The 25186-nt window shown below is 36.1% G+C and carries 24 protein-coding genes and 1 other RNA gene; 15 read left to right on the plus strand and 10 right to left on the minus strand.

Features of this window, described 5'->3' with window-relative positions:
- Positions 1 to 7: 7 nt before the first annotated feature.
- From AABL81_RS07735 to murQ, 3 genes are read right to left on the minus strand one after another with little or no spacing between them, the layout of a single operon-like run.
- Positions 8 to 391, minus strand: coding sequence for a DNA topoisomerase IV (locus AABL81_RS07735; protein ID WP_341340737.1), 384 nt, complete (start codon positions 389 to 391; stop codon positions 8 to 10).
- A 2-nt stretch (positions 392 to 393) separates the two neighbouring features.
- Entirely contained in the window at positions 394 to 627 is a 234-nt protein-coding gene (locus AABL81_RS07740; RefSeq protein WP_090406871.1) for a DUF6095 family protein, read from the minus strand.
- Positions 627 to 1445, minus strand: coding sequence for an N-acetylmuramic acid 6-phosphate etherase (gene murQ, locus AABL81_RS07745; protein WP_341340738.1), 819 nt, complete (start codon positions 1443 to 1445; stop codon positions 627 to 629). The genes AABL81_RS07740 and murQ overlap by 1 nt, the downstream gene beginning before the upstream one ends.
- Before the next feature lie 161 nt (positions 1446 to 1606).
- Between murQ and rnpB the strand changes: the two genes are divergently transcribed.
- An RNA gene (gene rnpB, locus AABL81_RS07750) (RNase P RNA component class A) lies at positions 1607 to 1923 on the plus strand.
- 91 nt (positions 1924 to 2014) lie between these two features.
- Here rnpB and AABL81_RS07755 read toward each other — a convergent pair.
- Positions 2015 to 2590 (minus strand): RsmD family RNA methyltransferase, encoded by a 576-nt coding sequence (locus AABL81_RS07755; RefSeq protein WP_158210507.1) that lies wholly within the window; start codon positions 2588 to 2590, stop codon positions 2015 to 2017.
- Positions 2587 to 3378, minus strand: a complete 792-nt coding sequence (locus AABL81_RS07760) for a DUF3822 family protein (RefSeq protein ID WP_341340739.1) — start codon at positions 3376 to 3378, stop codon at positions 2587 to 2589. The genes AABL81_RS07755 and AABL81_RS07760 overlap by 4 nt, the downstream gene beginning before the upstream one ends.
- A 125-nt stretch (positions 3379 to 3503) precedes the next feature.
- Here AABL81_RS07760 and AABL81_RS07765 point away from each other — a divergent pair, with 125 nt between their 5' ends.
- Both AABL81_RS07765 and kdsB read left to right on the plus strand, forming a co-directional pair.
- Positions 3504 to 4937: an ATP-dependent DNA helicase gene (locus AABL81_RS07765; protein ID WP_341340740.1), complete on the plus strand. Its 1434-nt coding sequence runs from the start codon at positions 3504 to 3506 to the stop codon at positions 4935 to 4937.
- A 444-nt stretch (positions 4938 to 5381) separates the two neighbouring features.
- Complete coding sequence (gene kdsB, locus AABL81_RS07770) at positions 5382 to 6128, plus strand: 3-deoxy-manno-octulosonate cytidylyltransferase (protein ID WP_341340741.1); 747 nt, start codon at positions 5382 to 5384, stop codon at positions 6126 to 6128.
- 69 nt (positions 6129 to 6197) lie between these two features.
- Here kdsB and AABL81_RS07775 read toward each other — a convergent pair whose 3' ends face one another.
- Positions 6198 to 7334, minus strand: a complete 1137-nt coding sequence (locus AABL81_RS07775) for a hypothetical protein (RefSeq protein ID WP_341340742.1) — start codon at positions 7332 to 7334, stop codon at positions 6198 to 6200.
- Positions 7335 to 7642: 308 nt separating this feature from the next.
- Positions 7643 to 8716, minus strand: a complete 1074-nt coding sequence (locus AABL81_RS07785; RefSeq protein WP_341340743.1) for a branched-chain amino acid aminotransferase — start codon at positions 8714 to 8716, stop codon at positions 7643 to 7645.
- 263 nt (positions 8717 to 8979) lie between these two features.
- Here AABL81_RS07785 and AABL81_RS07790 point away from each other — a divergent pair, with 263 nt between their 5' ends.
- The 6 genes from AABL81_RS07790 (at position 8980) to AABL81_RS07815 (ending at position 12068) form a co-directional block, all read left to right on the plus strand.
- A complete protein-coding gene (locus AABL81_RS07790; protein ID WP_341340744.1) occupies positions 8980 to 9489 on the plus strand; it encodes a DUF4920 domain-containing protein in 510 nt (169 codons plus the stop codon).
- A gap of 1 nt (position 9490) precedes the next feature.
- Complete coding sequence (locus AABL81_RS07795; protein WP_341340745.1) at positions 9491 to 9952, plus strand: hypothetical protein; 462 nt, start codon at positions 9491 to 9493, stop codon at positions 9950 to 9952.
- A complete protein-coding gene (gene mnmD / locus AABL81_RS07800; RefSeq protein WP_341340746.1) occupies positions 9949 to 10611 on the plus strand; it encodes a tRNA (5-methylaminomethyl-2-thiouridine)(34)-methyltransferase MnmD in 663 nt (220 codons plus the stop codon). Before AABL81_RS07795 ends, mnmD begins: the two co-directional genes overlap by 4 nt.
- A 158-nt stretch (positions 10612 to 10769) precedes the next feature.
- A complete protein-coding gene (locus AABL81_RS07805) occupies positions 10770 to 10967 on the plus strand; it encodes a hypothetical protein (RefSeq protein ID WP_158210515.1) in 198 nt (65 codons plus the stop codon).
- A 119-nt stretch (positions 10968 to 11086) separates the two neighbouring features.
- Positions 11087 to 11482, plus strand: coding sequence for a DUF4377 domain-containing protein (locus tag AABL81_RS07810; RefSeq protein ID WP_158210516.1), 396 nt, complete (start codon positions 11087 to 11089; stop codon positions 11480 to 11482).
- Between the two features lie 7 nt (positions 11483 to 11489).
- Positions 11490 to 12068 (plus strand): GNAT family N-acetyltransferase, encoded by a 579-nt coding sequence (locus tag AABL81_RS07815; RefSeq protein ID WP_341340747.1) that lies wholly within the window; start codon positions 11490 to 11492, stop codon positions 12066 to 12068.
- A gap of 719 nt (positions 12069 to 12787) precedes the next feature.
- On the opposite strand, the gene AABL81_RS07820 is transcribed toward AABL81_RS07815, so the two are convergent.
- Positions 12788 to 13348: a helix-turn-helix domain-containing protein gene (locus AABL81_RS07820; protein WP_341340748.1), complete on the minus strand. Its 561-nt coding sequence runs from the start codon at positions 13346 to 13348 to the stop codon at positions 12788 to 12790.
- A 176-nt stretch (positions 13349 to 13524) separates the two neighbouring features.
- Here AABL81_RS07820 and AABL81_RS07825 point away from each other — a divergent pair, with 176 nt between their 5' ends.
- On the plus strand, positions 13525 to 15030 hold the full coding sequence (locus AABL81_RS07825) for an NAD(P)H-hydrate dehydratase (protein ID WP_341340749.1): 1506 nt from the start codon (positions 13525 to 13527) through the stop codon (positions 15028 to 15030).
- Positions 15031 to 15171: 141 nt separating this feature from the next.
- Positions 15172 to 15657: a GNAT family N-acetyltransferase gene (locus tag AABL81_RS07830; RefSeq protein WP_341340750.1), complete on the plus strand. Its 486-nt coding sequence runs from the start codon at positions 15172 to 15174 to the stop codon at positions 15655 to 15657.
- 99 nt (positions 15658 to 15756) lie between these two features.
- Here the strand turns inward: AABL81_RS07830 and AABL81_RS07835 are convergent, their stop codons facing one another.
- Positions 15757 to 18582 (minus strand): FAD-binding and (Fe-S)-binding domain-containing protein, encoded by a 2826-nt coding sequence (locus tag AABL81_RS07835; protein WP_158210520.1) that lies wholly within the window; start codon positions 18580 to 18582, stop codon positions 15757 to 15759.
- Positions 18583 to 18797: 215 nt separating this feature from the next.
- On the opposite strand from AABL81_RS07835, the gene AABL81_RS07840 reads away from it, so the two are divergent.
- The 4 genes from AABL81_RS07840 to guaB all read left to right on the plus strand — a co-directional run bounded on the left by AABL81_RS07840 (position 18798) and on the right by guaB (position 23009).
- Positions 18798 to 19817 (plus strand): quinone-dependent dihydroorotate dehydrogenase, encoded by a 1020-nt coding sequence (locus AABL81_RS07840; RefSeq protein WP_158210521.1) that lies wholly within the window; start codon positions 18798 to 18800, stop codon positions 19815 to 19817.
- An 8-nt stretch (positions 19818 to 19825) separates the two neighbouring features.
- A complete protein-coding gene (locus tag AABL81_RS07845; RefSeq protein ID WP_158210522.1) occupies positions 19826 to 20452 on the plus strand; it encodes a LysE family translocator in 627 nt (208 codons plus the stop codon).
- 160 nt (positions 20453 to 20612) lie between these two features.
- On the plus strand, positions 20613 to 21479 hold the full coding sequence (locus tag AABL81_RS07850; protein WP_090406927.1) for a hydroxymethylglutaryl-CoA lyase: 867 nt from the start codon (positions 20613 to 20615) through the stop codon (positions 21477 to 21479).
- A gap of 57 nt (positions 21480 to 21536) precedes the next feature.
- Positions 21537 to 23009 (plus strand): IMP dehydrogenase, encoded by a 1473-nt coding sequence (gene guaB / locus AABL81_RS07855; RefSeq protein WP_158210523.1) that lies wholly within the window; start codon positions 21537 to 21539, stop codon positions 23007 to 23009.
- A gap of 298 nt (positions 23010 to 23307) precedes the next feature.
- Here the strand turns inward: guaB and nhaC are convergent, their stop codons facing one another.
- On the minus strand, positions 23308 to 24768 hold the full coding sequence (nhaC, locus tag AABL81_RS07860; RefSeq protein WP_341340751.1) for a Na+/H+ antiporter NhaC: 1461 nt from the start codon (positions 24766 to 24768) through the stop codon (positions 23308 to 23310).
- Between the last annotated feature and the right edge of the window lie 418 nt (positions 24769 to 25186).

Raw genomic sequence — 25186 nt, forward strand, 5'->3', positions numbered from 1 at the left:
CTATAATTTATAAGTCAGCTGTTTTTTTAATCGTACCTCTTTCTCTTCTGGCATCTGTTGTATAACCATATTCAAAAACAGCCGTATCTCCATCCGTTGTAACGATTTTCATACTCACTGCTTTTTTATCAGCCATTGTTTTAGGGTTTATCTTTTGTAGAATGAACTCACAATCGTTTACCCATCTAATCGTAGCTGTATCCGTCTTACCTTCAAATGTTTCAATCTCCAAACTGTCGGTTCTAATAAAAGTAGAAACTTTCTTTTCTCCGTTTATTTCTGCAACGAATTCGAATTTACCAGTTCTGAAATTAGCACAATTTCTTTCTTGTTTATAGCAAGATGTAAAAATAAATAAAAATGGTAAAAAGTATAATAATTTTGTTTTCATGTTTATTTAGAAAAAAGTGATTTTATAATTGTTTGTAATCCTTTGAAAAAAAGGAGCATAGATGTAATGCAAATTAAACATCCTAACCCTAACACCACGTAGTAAAACGGGTGAGCTTGGTTTTTGAAAGCACTATTGATTACAAGCGGGCCTAAAAACATCAAAGGCAAGGTTATCATTAAGTACTTAACTCCTTTTACAAGTAGCTTACGGTCTGTTTTATGTTCTTGTTCCATTATCTATTATTCTTAAAGTGTTCAACTGCTGCACGCACATTTTTAAACTCGTCTAATAATGCTTTTGCCACGTCATAGCTTACATTTAGTTCGGCTATAATCATTTGAATTCCCCTTTCAATCAGTTTGCTATTGGTCATTTTCATATCCACCATCTTATTGCCTTTTACTCTGCCCAGCTTAATCATAGTAGCAGTAGAGAGCATATTTAAGACCAGTTTTTGAGCTGTACCTGCTTTCATACGCGAGCTACCGGTAACGAATTCAGGACCTACAACCACTTCAATAGGGAAGTTAGAAACGTGTGCTAATGGACTATTGGGATTACAGGTAATACAACAAGTAACAATATTGTTTTCCTGGCATTGTTCTAATGCTTTGATAACATAAGGAGTAGTACCAGAAGCGGCAATACCAACCACAATATCTTTTGAGGTAATCGTGTGTTGTTGTAAGTCCACCCATCCTTGAAGGGGATTATCTTCTGCGTTTTCAACTGCGTGGCGGATGGCATAATCACCCCCGGCAATGATTCCGACTACCAAATCAGGAGAGACTCCATACGTAGGAGGACATTCAGACGCATCTAAAATACCTAATCTACCCGATGTACCTGCTCCGATGTAGAATAATCTACCCCCATTGCTAAGTTTGTTGACTATTTCATCTACGGCAGGTTCTATTTGAGGAATAGCACGCTCCACTGCTTTAGGAACGCTTTGGTCTTCTTTGTTTATATTGTCTAAAATCTCGTGTACTGACATTTTATCCAAATCGTTGTAATTAGAAGACTGTTCTGTAATTCTTGTGAAATTCACCTTAATAATGTTCTTAAAATGTGTGTTCACAAAAGTACACAAAATAGTTTAGTTACTAATGCAGTTATAGTTAGACGTTGATAATAATATAAGGTTAAAAGTATTCGCAGATTAAGTAAAAATATATTTTTCAGGTTTGCATAAATAGACTACTTTTGTCGCGAGCAAACTGCCTTATCGCTACTTCCATTTATGGAAATAGAGGAAAGTCTGGACACCATAGGGATGCATAATGGGTAACACCCATCCGTGGCTTGCCATGAGGACAAGTGCAACAGAAAGTATGTACAGGTAATGCTGTAGTGAAACCAGGTAAACTCTATGCGGTGAAATGTCATGTATATTTAGCGTTTGAGGGTTCCCGCCCGATGCTTTAGGGGTAGGCAGATAGAGCTATCGAGTAATTGATAGCCGAGATAAATGATAAGGGTGTGTTTTCGAACACATACAGGATCCGGCTTATAGGTTTGCTCTTTTTTATTTGTATGTCAGTCATACAGTAAACAAAAAAAGGAATATTTGAGTAAGTTCAAATATTCCTTTTTTTTATGTTTATAGGGAAGAGGTGATTAGTCTAAATCATCTTCATCCTCGTCTTCTTCAACTGTTTCGTATTCAAAGAAAGTAAACACAGAACCACCATAATTCTTTTCAAAAGAGAAGTAAGGCAAATGGTTTAACGGTGTAAACTTAGAGTGCTCTACAACCAACATACCTTGTACGTCTAAAAGGTCATTGGCAAAAACGTCAGTAACGATTTTCTCAAATTGCTCTTGCGTAAAGTCATACGGAGGATCGGCAAATACGATATCATAAGAAGCTTTATGTCTTTCTAAAAACTTAAAGATATCTGATTTTAAAGGCGTAATGTTTAATTCAAATTCTTTAGCGGTCTTTTTAATAAAGTTAACACACCCAAAATCACCGTCAACACTAACTACTGATTCAGCGCCTCTTGATGCAAATTCGTAACTGATGTTACCTGTTCCTGCAAACAAATCAAGGATGACTAATTCACCAAAGTTAAAGTGATTATTCAAAATGTTGAATAGGGATTCCTTGCTCATATCCGTTGTAGGGCGAACTGGCAAGTTTCTTGGAGGGCTAATGCGTCTTCCTTTTAGTTTTCCTGATATAATTCTCATGAATGGAATAAAATGTAATGTTGTTTTGGTACTTGATGATGTAATAATAAATCATCGCTAATGAAAAACTTATCTTCAATTAGACTTACGTGTCTAACATATTTATAAGCTTGTTGGTAAAAGATATCATCTTGGTCCACGCGGCCCATTAAGAACAAGGGCGTAATCTCTGGGTCAAGTGATAACTGCTCGTATACAAACAATACAAAGTAGATAAAGTCTTGTGCCGTTTGATATTGAAAAGAGTTGAACAACACGAGTTTGCCCTCTTGTACAATGATAATTTCAAAGTGGTCTTTTTGTAAAAAAGCGTAAGCTTGTATCTCTTTAGACTGTTGTGATTTTTTTAAAAGAATTTCTGTCAACTGTGTATTGATGTTCTGGTATGTAAACGAACCAAACTTGTCAAGCAAGTAGTTGTTGATGTTTACATAAGGCACATAAACATTGTTCATCTGCGGTTCTGTCATCTCATCAAAGGCAAAGAAGTCAGTAGAAAATACCTTGGTGTTATACTGTAAATACGTTCCCATTGCTTCCTCTTTAAAGAATGCTTGTGGTACAAACGTATTCAAGGTATTGTCGTGTAAAACAGTTATTTCAGCATATTTTTCTAACAACTCAGGATACTTGGCAAAGATCTTATCTAATTGCTCATCCATAGGTTTCAACTGAGAGATAGCCTCAGATGCAAAGTGTGTTATCTCATGAGCTAACATATCTTTTACCACAAACGTAAATTTGTTTAAAGACACCTGTATTTGTAGTTTATGATAATTCTCTGACATCGTAAGTTTAAAAATAAAATTGAAATGTGAATAGCAAAATTAAACAATTTTATGGCAATCTTATAGTTAAGCCCTAAAAAGCTTAGTATCTTTGAAGAATAATATAAATTTGATTCTGTTTTATAATGATTGGACCTCAGTTTTATAAATTACTGCGCAATAAATTCCCTTTTGAACTAACGGTTAAGCAAGACATCTTTTTGCAAAAAATAGCGAATTTCGTTACAAATGATAAGCAAGATGAGTTGTTTGTACTTAAAGGATACGCGGGTACGGGTAAAACGACGTTGTTGTCAACCGTAGTAAACGAATTAAAGAGTATTCATAAGTTTTCCGTTATGTTGGCTCCTACGGGGCGTGCGGCAAAGGTAATTAGCAACTATTCTAACCGACCTGCATTTACCATTCACAAGAATATTTATTACCCGAAAGCCAGTAAAACTGGGGGAGGGGTACAATATACAATGCGTGCCAATAAGAATAGAAATACTATTTTTATTGTGGATGAGGCGTCTATGATTGGCGATGGCGGTGCTGGAGATACAAGTATGTACCCACACGGCTCGTTGTTAGACGATTTGATTTACTACGTGTATTCAGGGTTTAACTGTAAGCTTATTTTGATTGGAGATACTGCACAGTTACCTCCGGTTAATATGACTATTAGTCCGGCTTTGGACATAGATCAATTAGGTTTTCAATACAATATGGATGTGCAACACATCGAATTAGACGAGGTAATGCGTCAAGAAGAAAACTCGGGTATTTTATACAATGCTACGGAGTTGAGAATGGCGTTAGACTCTTACTTTTTTGATGCGTTTCAGTTTCAATTGCAAGGGTTTAAAGATATCATTCGCCTGACAGATGGTTACGACATTCAAGATGCTATTCACTCAGCTTATTCTAACAGTGGGCCAGAGGAAACAGCGTTTATTGTGCGTTCTAACAAAAGAGCAAATGCTTATAACCAACAGATACGTGCGCGTATTTTAGATAAGGAGAGTGAAATATCAGCGGGTGACTTACTGATGGTTGTTAAGAACAACTACTTTTGGTTGAAAGATTCAACAGTTACCGATTTTATTGCTAATGGTGATATTATTGAGGTACTTCAGATATATAAAGTAGTTGAGTTATACGGTTTCCGATTTGCCTCTGTACGCGTTAGAATGATTGACTATCCTAATATGATTCCGTTTGACACGATTATCTTCTTGGAGACATTAACCAGTGAGTCTGCGGCTTTGTCGTATGAACAGACAAATCGCTTGTATCAAGAGGTGCTGTTGGATTATGAAGATGAGATTACGAAGTACAGAAAGATGCAAAAGGTTAAGGAAAACGAGTATTTCAATGCCTTGCAAGTTAAGTTCTCTTATGCGATTACGTGTCATAAATCACAAGGTGGACAATGGGAAACGGTGTTTATAGAACAACCGTATTTGCCAGAAGGGATCACACAGGATTATGTGAAATGGTTGTACACTGCTATGACAAGGGCAAAAGATAAGCTGTACTTGATCGGCTTTAACGACGATAGTTTTGAACAAGAATAATAGAAAAAGGCGATTACTGCACATAGCGTAATCGCCTTTTTTTATGATTTATACTTCGTGTTTACTTTTTTAGGTGTTTGTATAGGTTGTAAGTGGCTTATTTATGACGTGGATTGATATTTAAAAAAACTCTGATTTATGCTGTTTAACCTTCTTTCATCTCCACCACCAACACAGTAAAAAATAGCGAGAATTCAGAAGGAAACAGCATTAGCATCTTAGGGTTGAACGTACGCTATAATTATGCCAAGGATTGCTTGATAAGTTGCAATTACCACTTTTGGCTACGTATTGGGTGTTAAAGTATGGCATCAGTATAAAAACAAGGGTATTTTGTTGATCGATGTACACAAAGTAGTGTGTATTTGTCCTGTGAAATGTCGCTATCCTTTTCCGTTGGTTGTAATGAAATTACTATCTTTGAGTACTTAATTTTAGACACAGATGAAAGTTATAGCAGTAATACCAGCGCGTTATGCTTCAACGCGTTTTCCTGGTAAGTTAATGGAAGATTTAGGAGGGAAAACGATAATTCGTAGAACTTATGATGCTACTGTAGCAACCGGACTTTTTAGCGATGTATTTGTAGTAACAGATTCGGACTTAATTTACAATGATATTGTAGCCCACGGTGGAAAAGCAGTTACGAGTATCAAATCACACGAAAGTGGGAGTGATCGTATAGCTGAAGCGGTGGAAAATATGGAGGCTGATATTGTTATTAATGTACAAGGAGATGAACCTTTTGTAAGTAAGGAAAATCTACAGCGTTTGATTGAAATCTTTGAGGCAGACCATACGAAGCAAGTTGATTTAGCGTCTTTAATGACTCCGATTAACGAGTGGGAGGTTATTGAAAACCCTAATAATGTAAAAGTGGTGGTTGACGATACAAATACCGCTTTATACTTCTCAAGATCGGTTATTCCTTATCCGCGTGATAAAGAAGTGAGCGTACAGTATTACCAACACATTGGGGTTTATGCTTTTAGAAAAGCTGCTTTGTTAGAGTTTACTACGCTGCCAATGAAGTTTTTAGAAGCGTCAGAAAAGTTAGAGCAGTTGCGCTACTTAGAATATGGTAAACGCATTAAAATGGCAATTACGACACATATTGGAGTAGGGATAGACACACCGGAGGACTTAGCAAAAGCTAAAGCACTATTGGCAAGTAATCCTGCATTACAATAGATCATACAAGTAAAAAGGGTATCAATGTGAATTGATACCCTTTTTTATTAGTTAAAGCAGTTGTCGTTTCTATTCCTCCGTAGGTGGAGTAGTTGGAACCACAGGTGCTGTATTTACAGGTTGAGTTACTGTTGTTGTAGCAGCAGGTGTAATAGCCGTTGTAATGCTATCACGCGTTGCACCACCAGTGTGTGACGTACCATAGTGGTAAGTCGGTACAACAGGCGCTTCTTTTTTAATGATTGGAATTTTAATCACTGTTTTCCATTCAGATGCTAATCGGGAATCAATAACAGAATTTCTCAATACCAAAACAAACGGTTCGTCTGTTTTAATTTGCATTTCTTGATTAGCGATAGCTGTTCTTGTTTGTTGAACCGCCTCAGGCAAGAAAGTATAGTAACCTGTTAAAGTCGATTCAAAGTAGTTGCTCGAATCAATACTTGCCACTTTAAAGCATTCTTCCTCATTTAAGAAGATGTCTTCTTTAATCGGAATAGCAAATTTATAATTAATCGTTTCTCTTGATTTTTCTTCTCCTAACAGTAAAAAAGGATCCCCTGTTTTTGTTACCTTATTGTCTTTACAGAATTGGTCAAGCTCTTTGTGCATAGCAACCAAATCGTCATTTAACGATCCTAAAGAAGAAAGGTGTTCCACATACACATAATTAGTAGGTGTACTCTTTTGTACCTCTCCAATTGTTACGGTGTAATCTTTGTACTGTTTGATAAAGTACACAATAAAAGCGTTGATGTTTTTATCAATACTATTTGTAGCTACTTGATTAGGCGTTCCAGAAAAGAAAGTGATGATTTTAGTTTTCAAATCTAACGTACCTGAAAAAGAAAAAGACACATTTGTTTTCCCTTGTTTTCTATCAAGTTTCCACTTTATATTTGAAATAGTAGCATCGTGCAAGATATCTTGAGACAAGCTATCATAAGGGTGTGTATATTCAGGACGAATAGTATATTTTCCTAATTTTTCTAATTCAATATCATAGATACCATTCCCAACCTTTTCTGATTTCATCCAGTCAGTCCAGTTATCTAAATTACTGATGTATTCGTAAACTACTTGTTTAGGAGCATCTACAGTAAACTTGCGTTCTACTTTGTATTCAGGATTCTGAGTAAGAATAAATACAAAAAGGGACACAAGTCCCAACACGAATAATAAGAAGAAATATTTCAGAATTTTCATAACGCTTCAGTACAGTGAATAACTTATTTTAAAAGGTTTTTCAAAATGAAAAGAGAACCAATAAAAGCAAGGAATGCAAGAAGTACCCATAGTCTATTTTTATAATAGATACGGTGTAGTTTCAAATCCTTTCTATACATTATAATCAATACAATGGTAAACGTAATTATAAAAAAAAGAGCAAATTGTAATTGACCCGGTGTGAACATAATTATTTTTTAGCAAAAATAGGCAAAACCTTGATATGAGGTACAAAAAAAACGGCAGGAATTCTGCCGTTTTGTAAATATATCTTTAAAAAGATGTAATTAGATGCTTTGAGTCCATCCAAAAGTATCTTCAATGTGTTTTTGTTGAATACCTTGAAGCGCTTTTTTCAATTGAATAGCGAAAGAATCTTCATCTGTAACTTCTGGTAATTCGTAGTATTTCTCTTGGAAAGCAAATCCTTCAATTTGTCCAACAGTTACAGCAGTACCAGCACCGAAGATTTCTTTTAATTCACCTTTAGCGTGTGCGTCAAGTAAATCTTGAACAACGATAGATTTAACCTCTACGTTGATTCCTTTGCTCTTAGCGATTTCGATTAAACTCTTACGAGTTACACCGTCTAAGATACGCTCACTTGTAGGAGCAGTAATTAAAGTATCTCCAATTCTGAAGAATACGTTCATTGTTCCAGCTTCTTCTAATTTAGTGTGAGTAGCATCATCAGTCCAGATTACTTGTTGGTATCCTGCATCTTGAGCTAATTTAGTTGGGTAGAATTGTCCAGCATAGTTACCAGAACATTTAGTAGAACCAACACCACCATTAGCAGCACGGCTGTAGTGTTCTGCGATTTGAACTTTTACCTTTCCAGAGTAGTATGTACGAGCTGGAGATAAAATGATACAGAACATAAACTCAGTAGATGGTCCAGCTACAACACCAGGGTGAGTACCTACCATAAATGGGCGGATATATAAAGAATTACCTTCTCCTTTTTGTACCCAATCTCTATCTAAGTTTAATAAGGCTTTTAAACCTCCAACGAATCTCTCTTCGTCTATATGTGGCATTGCTAATCTCTCAGCAGATTTGTTGAAACGTTTCCAGTTTTCTTGTGGACGGAATAACCAAACTTTGTCTTCAGTATCTTTGTATGCTTTCATTCCTTCGAAGATCGCTTGTCCGTAGTGAAATACATTGATAGAAGGCTCAAATGACATTGGTCCGTAAGGTTTGATTTCTACTTGTCCCCATTTACCATCTTTATAATGACAAACTAACATATGGTCAGTAAAAACAGAACCAAATTTTACGTTTTCAAAATCAATTGAAGCTATTTTAGATTTTTCTACTTTTTGAATAGAGAAATCATTAATTGTTTGTGAACTCATTTCTTATAATGTTTTTTTAATTGTCGTGTATTTGAACTTATGCTTGCAATGTATTAAAAAAGCAAGACTTTACAAAATTATCAAAAAAAGGACTCAAAAATAGTTTGTTGTTGAACTTTATCTAAAATGTGGTGATAATTATTGTTTAATCAAAATTAATTACTGAAATTATCATAATCAATGAATTTTGTTTATCTAAACGATTTGTTTTTGGTGTATTTTTTTGACTTAATTTTACACTATTATAATAAATATGGAATCCTATGCGTAAAGTTGTTGCTTGTTTAGGTTTATTAACCTTGGTTTTTACGGGATGTAAAAATGAAAAAACTGCTCCTGTGGCAGAACAAATGTTTGATGCTACTAAATATGAGTATTTCGGTGATAGCATTGCCCTTGCAGATGTCTTGTCAAAAGACGAGATGCTTGAGAAGTTTAAAACGATGCAGGCAGGTGATACTCTTCAAGTAAAGTTTCAATCTAATATTGTTGAGGTATGTCAGAAAAAGGGATGTTGGATGAGTGTTGAATTACCAGGAGATAAGAATAGTTTTGTACGCTTTACAGATTACGGATTCTTTGCTCCAATGAATGCAGCTGGTCACGAAGTGGTTGTTGACGGGAAGGCGTTTGTATCTGTGATTTCTGTAGACGAATTAAAGCACTACGCAAAAGACGCTGGTAAGTCTGACGAGGAAATTGCCGCTATTGTGGACCCTAAAGTAACGTACAGCTTTGTAGCAGATGGAATTGCAATTGATAAAGCGAAGTAAGGTGCTGGTATTAAAGCGCATTAGTTTACTTGTGTTTACAGCACTTATCTTGTTTGCTTGTCAAAATAAGCAAGCGAAACAAGAGGTTGTTACAGAAGAAAAGACAACGGAGAACACGCCTTTTAAAATGTATGCACTGAGTCCGATGGCTCAGTTGATGGAAGAAATGCACGCTAATGCTTTAGCTATTAAAGCAAAGTTAGAAGCAGGAGAAACGGAGTTTGGCGAGTTTCCAGAAAGTCATTTAAAGCTTATGGAGGCAAAGATGACCGATCCGACTGACCGCGATATGTTTTTTGAAACACAAGCAAAGGAGTTTTTAGCTTATGAAAAAGCATTTTACGAAAGTAAGAAAGGCAATAAAATAGAAGAGTACAACGCGATTATCAATTCGTGTTTAACGTGTCACCAACAGAAATGTGGTGGCCCAATACCGAGAATAAAAAAATTAAAGATTCAGTGAAAAGAAATGTAATCACAACATCCGATGGGTCAACCTCAATCAAGATAGAAGATTGGGGAGAAACGTATCACTCTATACACGGTGCTATTCAAGAGGCCAAACACGTGTATATCAACAATGGTTTTGACAGAATAGAAAAGCCGAGTTTGCGCATTTTAGAAATGGGGTTTGGTACGGGGTTAAATGCTTTTTTAACCTTAGTGGAAGCAAGAAATGCGGGTAAAACAGTTGAGTATCACAGTGTAGAGGCATATCCGGTTACGGAAGAAGAAATGAAAGCCCTTAGCTTCACCGCTCTGTATTCACAGGCAGAAGACGAGGCTAATTTTCAAGCTATGCACTACGGAGAGTGGAATGTGTTGAATCGCATTTCAGACGAATTCTCATTATATAAAATGCACAGCAAGTTTGAAGATATGCAGTTAGAAGCAGGTTATTTTGACTTGGTTTACTTTGACGTATTTGGTTATCAGTTTCAACCCGACTTATGGTCTGTCGCAATCTTTCAAAAGGTATATGACGCATTAAGTAAAGGAGGCGTATTAGTTACCTATGCGTGTAGAGGTCCTATTAAACGAGCGATGAAAGAAGTAGGATTTAGAACAGAAAAGGTACCTGGACCACCAGGAAAAAGAGAAATGCTTGTTGCGTTTAAGTGAGATTACTGAATTTAAAGGCTTTTGTTTGTGTTATTGTGGTTGTTTTGTGATTAAATGGTAGTGTAATATGATTTTTTAACATTAATGAATGTGTTATTGGTGGATATGATATATCATTAGTATATTTGTGTAAGAAATGTTAATGAGATATTTTTACTATGAAAACAGGAGAAATGTTAGAGTACGCGAAAGTGGTTTTACAAAACGTGAGCTTTGACCCTCAGCTTTTTTACAAAGAATTAGAAAAAATAATGGATAATATGCTGCCTTATGAGGCAGACCAATTAGCCTTATGGGTTGATAGCTTTGTAAAAGAAAAGCCAGAATTACACGAGTCATTATTAGAAACAGTTTAAACGATATGCCAAGAGCTTCCTATTTTATTTAGGGAGCTCTTTTTTTATTTATCTGTACAAAAGATTTGATTTTTAGATATAATTCATACTTTTACCTCATAAGTATAACTAAATAAAGTATGAGAAAAGTAATTCTGTTAGTTGCAATTGCCTTAGGTACACTTACTTCGTGTAAGGGAGAACAAGCAAACGAACCTGTAAAAGAGGTTGCGGAAGTAGAACAAGTAGCTACTGATTCGATTGAGGTTACAGATGAATTAGAAGATATTATGACATTGTACATTGCTCCTCAAAAAGAAGATTGTGTAGGGGTAGGTCCGATGAAGTGTTTGTTAGTTAAACAAGGAGAAGATGCAGAATGGGAATTGATGTATCAAGGAATTGAAGGATTAGACTATCAAGAAGGTTTTGAATACAAAGTTGAGGTTAGAAGAGAAGAAGTACCTAATCCACCGGCTGATGCCTCATCATTTCGCTATGTGTTAGTGAAAGAGATATCGAAGGTGAAAAAATAATACTTTGATGAAAAATATTGTATTAACAGACGAACGTGTTCTTTTAAAACCATTGGAGCAATACAATTGGGAAGACTTACTCGAATATGTCGTTAATGAAACGGATATTTGGAAGTATGCTCACACCCCGTTGGTTGGCGAACAAGGGATTAAAGATTACATCCAATACGCGTTAGATGAACGGGATAAAGGTACATCACTTCCGTTTATTGTATTTGATTTAGAAAAAGAGAAATACGTTGGTTCTACTCGTTTTTACGGTATTAATCACAAACAAAAGAGTTTGCTAATTGGTTATACGTGGTATAGCAAGCAAACACAGGGTACTGGAATTAATGTGCATTGTAAGTATTTACTGTTGAAATACGCTTTTGAGTTTATGGAGATGGAACGCGTAGAGTTTCGCGCTGATGCCAGAAATGAAAGAAGTATCGGGGCAATGAAACGCTTAGGTGCAGTACAAGAAGGTGTGTTGCGCAAAGAGATTATCATTAACGATGGTTCGCGCAGAGATACGGTAATACTTAGTATTTTAAGAGAAGAGTGGTTTAACCACGTTAAAAAGAACTTAGAAGAGCGATTGTAAGTCGTTACTAAGTAAAAGTTAGGGTTTTGTTTGCCGTATAGGTTGGAAACAAATTACCTCGCTTCAAAAAACAATAGAATAATAGAATTTTTGTGATAATTAGATAAGAGCCTGCAAGGAAGATTGCAGGCTTTTTTTGTGTTTTATACTGATCTGTGATTAAAGAACAGGCATAATAGATGGGGAGGGAGTGTAAACATTTCTTTTGTATAAAAAATAAAATATGCGAAGATTTAAAATGTAATGCTTGCAATAAAGAAGATAGAAAAGAGTAGTTTTAAACGGACCATGTTCGAGACATCTACCACACAAGTACCACAGAGGCTCGGAAAAAAGCCCTTTTTACCGAAGGTGTGTGGTACTTGTGTGGTATTTATGTGAAACAAGTATGAAAGAAGTCTGTAATGAGAATGCTATTTAACTTATATCCAGTATTAAAAAGGAAGATGACTTAGCTGATTATTTATATAGAATGTATAATTTAAATATACTAAACTCAAGTAGCTATTACTAACCTAACTCATTGGTTTAACTATGTTCATACTACTTCTCTAATCCTGTTTTAAAGGTTTTCGAAACATATTACTTAGTTATAAGTAATTGCTTTTAAGATAGAAAGACAAAAGTTTCTGCTAAATTCTTCAATGTGACAATAAAGCATTTTAGATGGATGCGTACAGGGGGTAGAGATAAAGTCTTTCTTAAAAGTAAATAGTATACTATAATTTATCAATCACTTTTCGCCTTTGTGATCCCGTAGTTTTAAAGTGAGTAGGAGTTAGCCCTGTTACCTTTTTAAACTGTTTGCTCAGGTGGGCTACACTGCTATAGTGCAATGAGAAAGTGATTTCTTTTAATGTCAGTTCGTCGTAAACCAAGAGTTCTTTTACCTTCTCAATCTTTAAGCAGATGAAGTATTGCTCTATGGTTGTTGATTCTAACTGAGAGAATAACTGGCTTAAACTTTGGTAATCTTGTCCAATCTTATCTGTGATATAAACCGATAAAGGGGTTTCTAAATAAGCATTGTGATTTTGTACTAACTCTATCAATACGGTTTTAATTTTATCAACCGTTTTGCTCTTTTGATTGTCTAATATTTGAAAACCTAAACTTTGTAGTTTTTCAGTTAAACTATTCATTTGCGAGGGTGTCAGATCTTCTTTGATTTCTACTTCGCCAAGTTCAACTTTTATAGGGGTATATTGAGTGGATAGCAATAGGTTTTCTACTGCCATTTTGCATCGCTCACACACCATATTTTTTATATATAATTTCATTCTGATAACCGATTCGGATTACCCAAAGATACTAAAAGTTAGAAAAGACATTGACAATGCTTTTTAAGGGTTTCTATTTTGTGTTAATATATTCGCGTTTCTTGCTACTGCATGTTTTTGCAATAGACAATTTGCTATCTTTAGTTTCTATTAAAACAACAAATTAATTGACCACCATGAAAATTTTAAATTCGAAACAAGTTCTTGCTATTGATAAGGAAACTTTAGCAAGTCAATATATCTCCTCTTTTAAGTTAATGGAGCGTGCTTCAACGAAGGTTTTTGACAAGTTGAAAGACCGTTATAAATTGTACCAAACTTCTTTTGTTATTCTATGTGGCAAGGGGAATAATGGGGGAGATGGATTAGCACTTGCACGTCTTTTGAAAGAAGGAGGGGCTTTTGTACGCGTTTACTTGTTACAAGCCAAAAAGTACACGCCAGAAAGTGTGCAGAATCAAGATTTATTAGAAGAAAGAGATATTGCCGTTGAGAAGTTTACACCTAAAACGAAGATTAAGATTAAGCCAGACGACATTGTTATTGATGCAATGTTTGGCATTGGGTTGTCTGAGGTTTTAGGCGATGAATGGAACGACTTTTTTACACTTATCAATGAAGTGAAGTGCTATGACCGCGTGTCTATTGATATGCCATCTGGATTATTTGCTGATGTGAGTACGCCAAAAACGGCTAATGTTTTCAAAGCCAATATTGTTTATACGTTTCAGTTGCCTAAGTTATCGCTGCTATTACCCGAGTCTAAGGAGTATGTGAAGGAGTTTGAGGTAGTGGATATAAACTTGGATGCTGATGCCATTGCTAAGGCAGAAACTACGAGCTATTTTGTAGATAAAGACAGGGTTAAGAGCAAGCTGAAAAAAGGAAGTAAGTTTGACCACAAAGGGTGTTTTGGACACGCCTTAGTAATGGGAGGTAGTTTTGGTAAGATTGGAGCGATGGTGTTGGCGTCTAAAGCGGCAATGAAGTCGGGAAGTGGCTTGGTAACTGCTTATATACCAGGTTGTGGATATACAACAATGCAAACAGCTATTCCTGAGGTTATGTGTTTGGTTGGTGAGGATGAAAAGCAATTGGTAAACTTTCCTGATGTATCAAATTACGATGCAGTAGGGGTTGGTTGCGGATTAGGAACGAGTAAGGAAACGGCGAAAGGGTTTGTTGCCTTTTTAAAGGGCGCTAAAGAAGCTAAGATGGTAATTGACGCAGATGGCTTAAACATTATCAGTGAGCAAAAATGCTTGGATAAGGTTCCAGCTCAAACTATTTTGACTCCCCACGAAAAGGAGCTTTCTCGTTTGATTGGAACGTGGGACAGCGATTTTGATAAGATTGAAAAGGTGAAAACGATGGCTAAAAAACACAACCTTGTTTTTGTAGTGAAAGGTGCCCATACGATGGTGGTAACGCCAAGTGAGGAGGTGTACTTTAACTCGACAGGTAACTGGGGAATGGCAACGGCGGGTTCTGGTGATACGTTAACGGGAATTATAACTTCGTTGTTAGGACAAGGGTATGCAGCAGAAGATGCGGCTATTGTAGGCGTTTATTTACACGGATTAGCAGGGGATTGTGCGGTTGAAAGTATTCACCCTTACAGTTTGCTTGCTTCTGATATAAGCAATGCTATTAGCACAGCGTATAAGAGGTTATATGAATAAATTAAGGTTATTTTAAATACGAAAAGGCAGTGTATCAGTAGATAGGCTGCCTTTTTTTTGAAGTATAAGTACGTTGCCGTTTTTGTTTTTATAGCTTTATTATGCTGTAATCTTTATATTGTAGTCTGATTTATACCAACTATGAGAAATATATTGTTGAGAGATTTTAATCCAACTGAGGATGTAGTGTTTTTCGAAAACTTATATAATAAGGAAGAAAATATGAGATTTATTCCTTTTAAAAAGGGGACTATAACGAGAGAAGATGTGATGGATAGATTTTCGCCTAAATCGGACAGAAAGTTATTTGTGGTAACGGATATTGTTACGTCTTCTATAATAGGAGAAGCAGGTATTTATAACTATGAGTCTTTTGCAAATGAATACGAATTGGGGTATATAATGGATTGTAACTATTGGAATAAAGGGTTGGGGAAAGAAATATGTGCTACCTTAATTTACAAGGTGTTTAACGAGTTAAACGGGGTGAAAGTTGTTTGTCGTATGTACCAAGAGAATATAGCTTCTATAAAGGTTTCTCAAGCAAACAATATGATTTTAGAAAGAGAAGATGTACTGGATAACGGTCGTACGCGATTGACGTATGTTCGTCATAAAAACGGATAGGGTGTTTTTGTACTTGATTGTAAAGGCAGTTGTATAAAACCAAAAAGGGCAGTGAATCATTGGATACACTGCCCTTTTTGTGAATATATGTAAATCTTGTTATTTCGTTACTTCGTCGATAAGATAGAAAATAGACTTAAAGTTTACGTCGCCGTATTCTGTTAGTCCTATTTCACACGTACGACTGGTAGAGAATCCGTCTTTACAGCTACTTGGTATCTGTTCTTTCAGATGTCTGTTTCCGTGTTTGTTTAGCTCGGGAAATGTAAACCCTCTATCTCCAGCAAAACCACAACAGTTGCTGTCGATGTAGTTTACCTTTTCAGCACACATTTTGGTAAGCTCTAACAACTTGCCTTCTAAGCCTACTTTCTTTACAGAACACACTGGGAATACTGATATTTCCTTTCTTGGGTTCTTCACTGGTAAGATTGGCATAATGAAGTCTAACATAAACTCAATAGGGTCATACATTTTTAGTTGGCCCCCTTTATGAGATTCGTAGAAAGTATAGAAACAAGGACTCATATCAAATAACACAGGGTATTTTCCGTTTTCAGATGCTTTCAACAACGCCTGTTCTAAGTCGCTCGACTTCTTGTATCCTTCTTCTTTAAACCCTTTACTGCTGAATGGCATTCCACAACATTGGTTGTTTAAATTCTCTGGATAGATGATTGTGTATCCTGCTCTTTCTAAAAGTTGGATTGTTTTCTCTGTCAAGTCCACATCGTCTTTAGGATAGTCTTTTGATTTACCCATTGTTCTGTTAATACAAGAAGGGAAGTACACAACTTTTAGGTCTTGGTTAGGATTAACCACCGTTTCCTTAATTGTTTTCTTTGTACCCGTTGGCATTGCCACGTTCCACTGTGGTACTTTATTATTAGATATCTTTCTGATTCCAGCAGATATATTGTACATATTTTTATTACCCAATACGTTTTGGAAGAAACGCACTGTTTTTAATCCCGTACGCCCTAAAGCCGTAAAGCGGTCCATATTATCAACGTAATACTCTGCGTCTTTTCTGTTTTTAGGCGTTAACGATGCTTTACGAACATCTTTGATGTACTTACCTGTGTCGATTTTAACCGGACACGCTAAAGCACATAAACCGTCAGTAGCACAAGTTTCGTCTGAATAGTACTGTGCATTGCTAACTAAACTTTCTAACATCGTAGCATCTTCCCCCGTGTTTTTAAGACGAGCAATTTCTCTACCAATTACAATACGCTGTCTTGGCGAAAGCGTTAATCCCTCAGACACACAGTGCGACTCACAGAATCCACACTCGATACACTTATCTACAATTTCGTTTGTAGCAGGAGACGGTTTAAAGTTCTCCAAGTGAATATGAGGATTTGTGTTGATAATCACCCCTGGGTTAACCAAGTTATGCGGGTCAAAGATGTTTTTCACTTTCAACATCACTTTATACGCTTGTTCCCCCCATTCTTTTTCCACAAAAGGCGCCATATTTCTACCCGTTCCGTGTTCTGCTTTTAGAGAACCATCAAACTGGTCAACCACAATTTCAACCAATTCATCCATCAATTGTGCATAGCGACTCACTTCCTCTGTTGTAGAGAAATCCTGAGAGAATACTAAGTGTAAGTTACCCTCTAAGGCGTGTCCGAAAAGCACAGCATCGTGGTAGTTCAGTTTGGCAAACAAGGCTTTCATAGCGATACAAGCATCAGCCAGTTTCTCAACTGGGAAAGCAACGTCTTCAATAATACACGTTGTCCCTGTTTTACGCAATGCACCAGTTGTAGGAAGTAGTCCGTTTCTGGCTTTCCAATTGAAGGCATATTGCTTAGGTTCAGACGTAAATTCGAATGGTTTATAAGTAGGAGTAGTGGCGATAGCCTCTCTAATTTGTGCTTGTTTTGACTGCATTTCCTCATCGTTTTCTGCTTGTGCCTCAACAAGAAGGATACAAACCGACTCTGGAAGTGTTTTGAAATAGTCAGGAGCTTCTGGCTCGTCTTCAATAGAACGAATACTATTTCTGTCTAATAATTCAACAGCAGCAACCGGACTTTTCTTTAAGAAAGGCACAGCTTGACACGCTTTTTCGATAGTTTCAAAAATCATCAACGTACACGCTTTGTGCTTGTAGTTGATTACGGTATTATAAGTAATATCAGAAATAAACGCCAACGTACCTTCCGAACCAATCATCAAGTGTTTGATGATGTCAAAAGGGTCTTCATAATCAATGAAAGAGTTGATGCTATATCCAGTTGTATTCTTTATTTTAAACTTGCGTTTGATACGGTCATAAAGTACATCGTCATTTTTGATGTTGTCTCTAAGGAAACCAATTTCTCTTAATATCTCAGGGTGTTTCGCTTGAAAAGCACGTTTACTATCCTCATCCGCAGTATCCAAAACAGTTCCGTCATAAAACACAATGCGGATATCAGCAATGGTGTTGTATGAGTTTTGCGATGTACCACAGCACATACCACTGGCATTATTAGCAGCAATTCCCCCAATCATAGCTGCGTTGATAGAACCAGGGTCCGGACCAATCTTACGGCCATACGGCGCTAAGATGATATTTGCACGTCCACCGATAATTCCCGGTTGGAACTTTGCTTTTAGTCCTTGGTCAAATATTTCGTAGCCTTTCCATTTATGCGTAGCCACCATTAAAATAGAGTCGCTAATTGCCTGACCAGATAAACTCGTTCCAGCAGCGCGATAAGTTACAGGTAATTGATATTTAGCAGCCGTTTGTAGTGTTGCAATTGCTTCCTTCTCATTGTGAATTTGAACTACGACTTTAGGAATTAAGCGATAAAAACTCGCATCCGTACCATACGCTAAAAGTTGTATAGGGTTGGTAATAATTCGATTAGAGTCAATTTGTTTCGCTAATTCATCATTGAATTGTTGATATTGCAGTGGTAACATAAGATATGTTCTTTTTTATTTCCCCACAATTTACGAAACAAAGTGTGAGATTGCTGAGAATCTGTCTTATTTATATTGGATTTAAATATAAAAATCTCATCAAATTAACCGTTTGATAAATTGGTTCAAAATGTAGTGAAATGGAGGTATGAAATAAGGAGTAAAAAGCATACCTTTGCAAAAATTTAAACACACAACTACACAAGTAATCGGCTATGTATAAAAGCTTTATAAAGCCTATCTTTTTTAGGTTTGACCCGGAAAAAGTACACCATTTTACCTTTAGTACTTTAAAATTAGTCAATAAGATTCCTGGAGTTTCTGCTCTAATTCGAGCTAATTGTCAAATTAATGATCCCCGTCTTGAAAGAGAAGTTTTTGGATTAAAGTTTAAAAACCCAGTAGGGTTAGCAGCTGGATTAGACAAAGATGCGAAATTATACAGTGAATTGGAGAATTTCGGATTCGGATTTATTGAGATTGGTACATTAACTCCCAAAGCACAACCTGGTAATCCTAAAAAACGCTTGTTTCGCTTGAAAGAAGACCACGGATTAATTAACAGAATGGGATTTAATAACGGAGGTGTTGAAGAAGCAGTTCAACGTTTGAAAAAGAACAAGGGCACTCTTATTGGAGGTAATATCGGTAAGAATAAGGTAACACCTAATGAGAATGCAATTGACGATTACAACATTTGTTATGACGCGTTGTTTCCGTATGTAGATTATTTTGTAGTGAATGTGAGTTCGCCAAATACACCTAATTTACGTGCGTTGCAAGATAAAGAGCCACTTACGGCATTGTTGAATGCGTTGCAAACAAAGAATGCACAAAAAGACAAACCAAAGCCTATTCTATTAAAGATTGCTCCAGATTTGACAGATGAGCAGTTGTTAGATATCATTGATATTATAGCAGAAACGAAGATTGCGGGAGTAATTGCAACAAATACTACAATTGAGAGAAAAGGGTTGGTTTCGCCATACAAAGAAGAAACAGGAGGATTAAGTGGAAAACCATTGACTAAACGCAGTACAGAGGTTATTCGTTTCTTATCTGAAAAAAGTAATAAAGCATTCCCTATTATTGGAGTAGGAGGTATTCACTCGCCAGAGGATGCAATCGAAAAATTAGAAGCAGGTGCGAGCTTGATTCAATTATATTCTGGATTTATTTATGAAGGACCAGGATTAATCAAAAAAATAAACGAAGAGATTCTTTCTAAATATTAATTAAAACTATGTCAACTGAAGTACTTTATACTTTTTTTATTACTTGTTTTTTATTAATTATTACACCAGGACCTGACTTACTATACGTAGTGTCACAAAGTATAACGAGAGGGAAAAAGTACGGATATGCCGTGGTAATTGGACAAATGGGCGGATTAATGTTTCACTTGTCATTGTTTGCTTTTGGTATCTCCGCTTTGATCATTCAATCTGAACTCATCTTTAAGGGAGTTAAGTTATTTGGAGCGTTGTACTTATTTTGGTTGTCTTATAAGGTTTTTCAAGAAGAGAACGCCATCGTTATTGAGGAAAATCAAACAGGAAAGAACGATAAGACCGTAGTCGGTTTTATGAAAAAGGGATTATTGATGAATATCCTAAATCCGAAGGTAATGATGTTCTTTTTAGCATTATTTCCAGGGTTTATATCAGAAGCAGCAGGAAGTGTAAAACACCAAGTATTAGTTTTAGGAGGTGTGTTTATTACGGAGGCCCTTGTGATTTTCTTCATAATTTGCAGTATAGCCGCACAGCTAACAGATTATATGAGGGATAACAAAATGGTTAATCTGTTTTTGAAATGGTTACAGATAGTGGTTTTTAGCGGTTTAGGTATTTTTTTACTGTTGAGCTAAAAATAAAAATAGATAGAAAAGCTTCTTACTTGATGAGTAAGGAGCTTTTTTTGGGGTTATAATGCATTGTATCAATGAAATAAGTCGTTATTCATTAGGCTGTAAAATTCAAATATTTCATTTTGTGAATTCAATGCTTTTCTTATATATTTGAAACACTATGAAGCCAACCGTAAAAATAATAGAATGTCCTCGCGATGCTATGCAAGGCATTAAAATGTTTATTCCGACTGAGAAAAAAGTTCAGTATATCCAATCCTTACTTCGCGTGGGATTTGATACGATTGACTTTGGAAGTTTTGTATCGCCTAAGGCAATTCCTCAAATGCAAGATACTGTTGAGGTTTTAAGTCAATTAGATTTGTCTAAAACGGAGAGTAAGTTATTGGCTATTATTGCCAACACAAGAGGAGCAGAGCAAGCAGCAGAACACAAGGAAATACAATACTTAGGTTTTCCTTTCTCTATTTCGGAGAACTTTCAGATGCGTAACACACATAAAACTATTGCCGAGTCAATTGTTACTTTAGATGAGATATTAAATATAGCAACAAAGTCAAACAAAGAGGTAGTAGCTTATTTATCAATGGGCTTTGGTAATCCGTATGGAGACCCTTGGGATGTTGATATTGTGGGTAATTGGACAGAGAAGTTGGCAAAAATGGGAGTGAAGATTCTTTCGCTTTCAGATACTGTGGGTAGTTCTACACCAGAGGTAATCGACTATTTATATAGCAATTTAATTAAAGCATACCCAGATATTGAGTTTGGAGCACACTTACATACCACAGCAGATAGTTGGTTTGAAAAAGTAGATGCAGCCTATAAAGCAGGTTGTATTCGCTTTGATGGCGCTATAAAAGGGTATGGAGGATGTCCGATGGCAAAAGATGATTTAACAGGGAATATGCCTACTGAGAAGATGCTAAGTTACTTCACAGCAAACAAGGTTGACACTAATTTAAGTGCGATGTCATTTGAGAGTTCTTATAATGAAGCGTTAAAAATATTTAATTTTTATCATTAGATTTTTTTAGTTTGTAGAAAAAAGCTAAATTTGCGTGCAATTCAACTACAATTGCACATGAAAGCACACACAGCTAAAATCATCGGTCAAGGATTAACTTACGATGACGTCTTATTAGTTCCTAACTATTCGGAAATCTTACCAAGGGAAGTAAGCTTAAAAACTAAATTTTCTAAAAACATTACTTTAAATGTTCCAATTGTATCTGCAGCGATGGATACAGTAACGGAAAGCGATATGGCTATTGCTATGGCTCGTGAAGGAGGGATTGGTGTAATCCACAAAAACATGACAGCTGAGGAGCAAGCAAAAGAAGTTCGCAAAGTAAAAAGAGCAGAATCAGGAATGATTATAGATCCTGTTACTCTTTCGTTAGAAGCAACTGTAGGGGATGCTAAAAAAGCGATGGCTGAATACAGCATCGGAGGTATTCCAATTGTTGATGATAAAGGTATTTTAAAAGGTATCATCACAAATAGAGACATGCGTTTTGAAAAAGTAAACAGCCGTCCTATTACAGAGGTTATGACAACAGAGAATTTAGTAACTGCTGCTGAAGGTACTACATTACAACAAGCAGAAGAAATTCTTCAAGAAGCTAAGATTGAAAAACTTCCAGTAGTCAATGCTGATTACAAATTAGTTGGTCTTATCACTTTCCGTGATATCACTAAACTTACATTAAAACCAAACGCAAATAAAGATAAATTTGGTCGTTTACGTGTTGCTGCCGCTTTAGGAGTTACAGCAGACGCAGTAGATAGAGCTTCATTACTTGTTAAGGCAGGTGTTGACGCATTAATTATCGATACAGCACACGGACACTCACAAGGTGTTGTTGGTGTATTAAAAGCAGTTAAAAACGCATTCCCAGAAATTGACGTGGTTGTAGGTAACATTGCTACTCCAGAAGCAGCTTTATTCTTAGTAGAGAACGGAGCAGATGCTGTGAAAGTAGGTATTGGACCTGGATCTATCTGTACTACACGTGTAGTAGCAGGTGTAGGATTCCCACAATTCTCAGCAATTATGGAAGTGGCAGCTGCATTAAAAGGAACAGGTATTCCTGTTATTGGTGATGGTGGACTACGTTACACAGGAGATATTCCTAAAGCTATTGGAGCTGGGGCAGACTGTGTTATGTTAGGTTCAATGTTGGCAGGTACGAAAGAATCTCCAGGTGAAACTATCATCTTTGAAGGAAGAAAGTTCAAAGCTTATAGAGGTATGGGATCAGTTGCAGCAATGAAACAAGGATCTAAAGACCGTTATTTCCAAGATGTAGAAGATGACGTTAAGAAATTAGTTCCAGAAGGAATTGAAGGGCGTGTACCTTACAAAGGGGAATTAAACGAAAGTATGTTACAGTTTATCGGAGGTTTAAGAGCCGGAATGGGATACTGTGGTGCTAAGGATATTCCTACTTTACAAGAGGTAGCTCGTTTTGTTCAATTAACAGCTTCGGGAATTGGAGAAAGTCACCCTCACAATATTACAATTACGAAATCAGCACCTAACTACTCAAGATAGTCTAAGGGTTGATGTAAACCATAAAAAGACCGTTTGTATATGCAAACGGTCTTTTTTTATGCTTATTTCTAAGAGGTATAGCAGATTGTTTACATTGATTAAACTCACATTTATAGCGTGGTCAAACTCGTGTTATAGTGATTTGTAAGACTACTAAGGGGGTGTTGTTGTAGCTTTTAAGAGTGTATAACAGCTATTAATAAGAGCATTGTGTTTGATATGAGGACATAAAAAAACTCCTAAAGTGCCGTTTTATCAGGGCAACCTTAGGAGTTTTCGTTATGTTATAAGTAGCTAATTAAGCTGCTTTAGGAGTAAATAAACGACGTATTTTGATATCCAACGCTACGTAAGCTAAAGATACAAAAGGCGTAATAATGTTGAAGAAAGCATAAGGCGCATACGCAAAAGTATCAATTCCCAATACCCCTGAGTGGTAAGCCCCACAAGTGTTCCAAGGAATTAAAACAGAAGTTACTGTTCCCGAATCTTCTAATGCTCTACTCAAGTTTTCTGGTGCTAAGCCTCTTTCTTTGTAGGCTTTTGTAAACATTTTACCAGGAACTACAATAGATAAGTATTGCTCAGAAGCAGTTAAGTTTACAATCACACAGCTCGCCATTGTACTTGCAAATAGTCCAAACATCGACTTAGCAATGCTCAATAAACTTAAAGTGATTTTCTTTAAAGCACCAATTGCTTCCATAGCTCCACCAAAGAACATAGCACAGATGATTAACCACACTGTGTTTAACATACTTTTCATTCCCCCTGCTTCAAAAAGACTGTTTAAGCTCTCCATAGGTGAAAGAATTGCGATGTCTGTTGTAATGGCATTCATAATCCCTCTATAAGCAGTGTAAGCGTTTAATTGTTGCCCTTGTCCCACTACAGCTACAATTTCTGGTTGGAAGAACAAAGCAAATACAGCTCCTAAAAGTGTTCCTAACAACAAAGCTAAGATAGGTTTGATCTTTTTTAAGATGGCACCGATTACGATAATAGGCACAGCAAACAACCAAGGAGAGATATTAAAAGTAGAGTCAATAGCACTCAAAGTAGATGTAATATCAATATTATCTGCAATGTCGATATTGAAACTAATAATAATAAAAATGATCAAGGTTAAGATATACGTTGGCAACGTAGTGTATAACATATACTTGATGTGAGTAAACAAATCAGTTCCAGCCATAGCAGACGCTAAGTTTGTAGTATCAGATAAAGGTGATAGTTTATCTCCGAAATAAGCTCCAGACAATACAGCTCCACCAATCATTCCCACCGGAATCCCCATTGTATTTCCGATACCCACTAAGGCAATACCCACCGTAGCAGAAGTAGTCCACGAACTACCAGTAGCCAATGAAATAATTGAACAGATAATAACACAAGCAGGTAAGAAGATTTGAGGTTCTAATATTTGTAGACCGTAGTAAATCATTGTTGGGATAACCCCACTTAGCAACCACGTTCCAGATAAAGCACCTACTAAAAGTAGGATATAGATAGCACGTGTAGTTTCACGTACGTTTTTAGTAATCTTTTTGATGATGTCTTCGTAGTCAACTTTATTGTATAGTCCAACACCAATAGCAATAAGTCCCCCAATAAGTAGTACGAACTGATTGGTTCCCGCTAAAGCTTCGTCTTCAAATACAAAAACGTTGATAGCAAGTAGGATCATCAACAATACCATTGGTATTAGCGATTGGAATAAAGTAATTGGTTTTGGCTTAATTTTTTTAATTGGTTTCATTATGTTTTTTTGCTGATTAACGGGTTTCAATATACATATTTTTGAATAAAATGAAATTACAAACCTTAATAAAATGATAAATTTTACATTATTGATAATAAGCAGTAGCTTAATGTTTGTAGGACAAAGTAGGGGTAAAAGGAGTTTGTAGTCGGTGTTTTAGTGAGTAGTTGTAAAGTGTCTTATTTAGTGTCTTTCTACATAACTATCACATTATCTTAGTTTTCCTTTTTTACTAATAATGAAAAGTGAACTGAATAAATTGTTTTGAAGTAGAGCTTTTTTGCGTGTTTCACAAGTTTCTGAGATAAGAAAAAAGTTGAATCATTTTTATAAAAAAGTGGGGTTACTTCATCTTTTTGTTCTTTTTTAAAATGTAGGTTACTCATTTTTTAGGGGGTAAATAGAAAAAGAGTAA

The sequence above is a fragment of the Myroides sp. C1519 genome (genome assembly GCF_038039755.1).
Classification (GTDB): Bacteria; Bacteroidota; Bacteroidia; order Flavobacteriales; family Flavobacteriaceae; genus Flavobacterium; species Flavobacterium phaeum_A.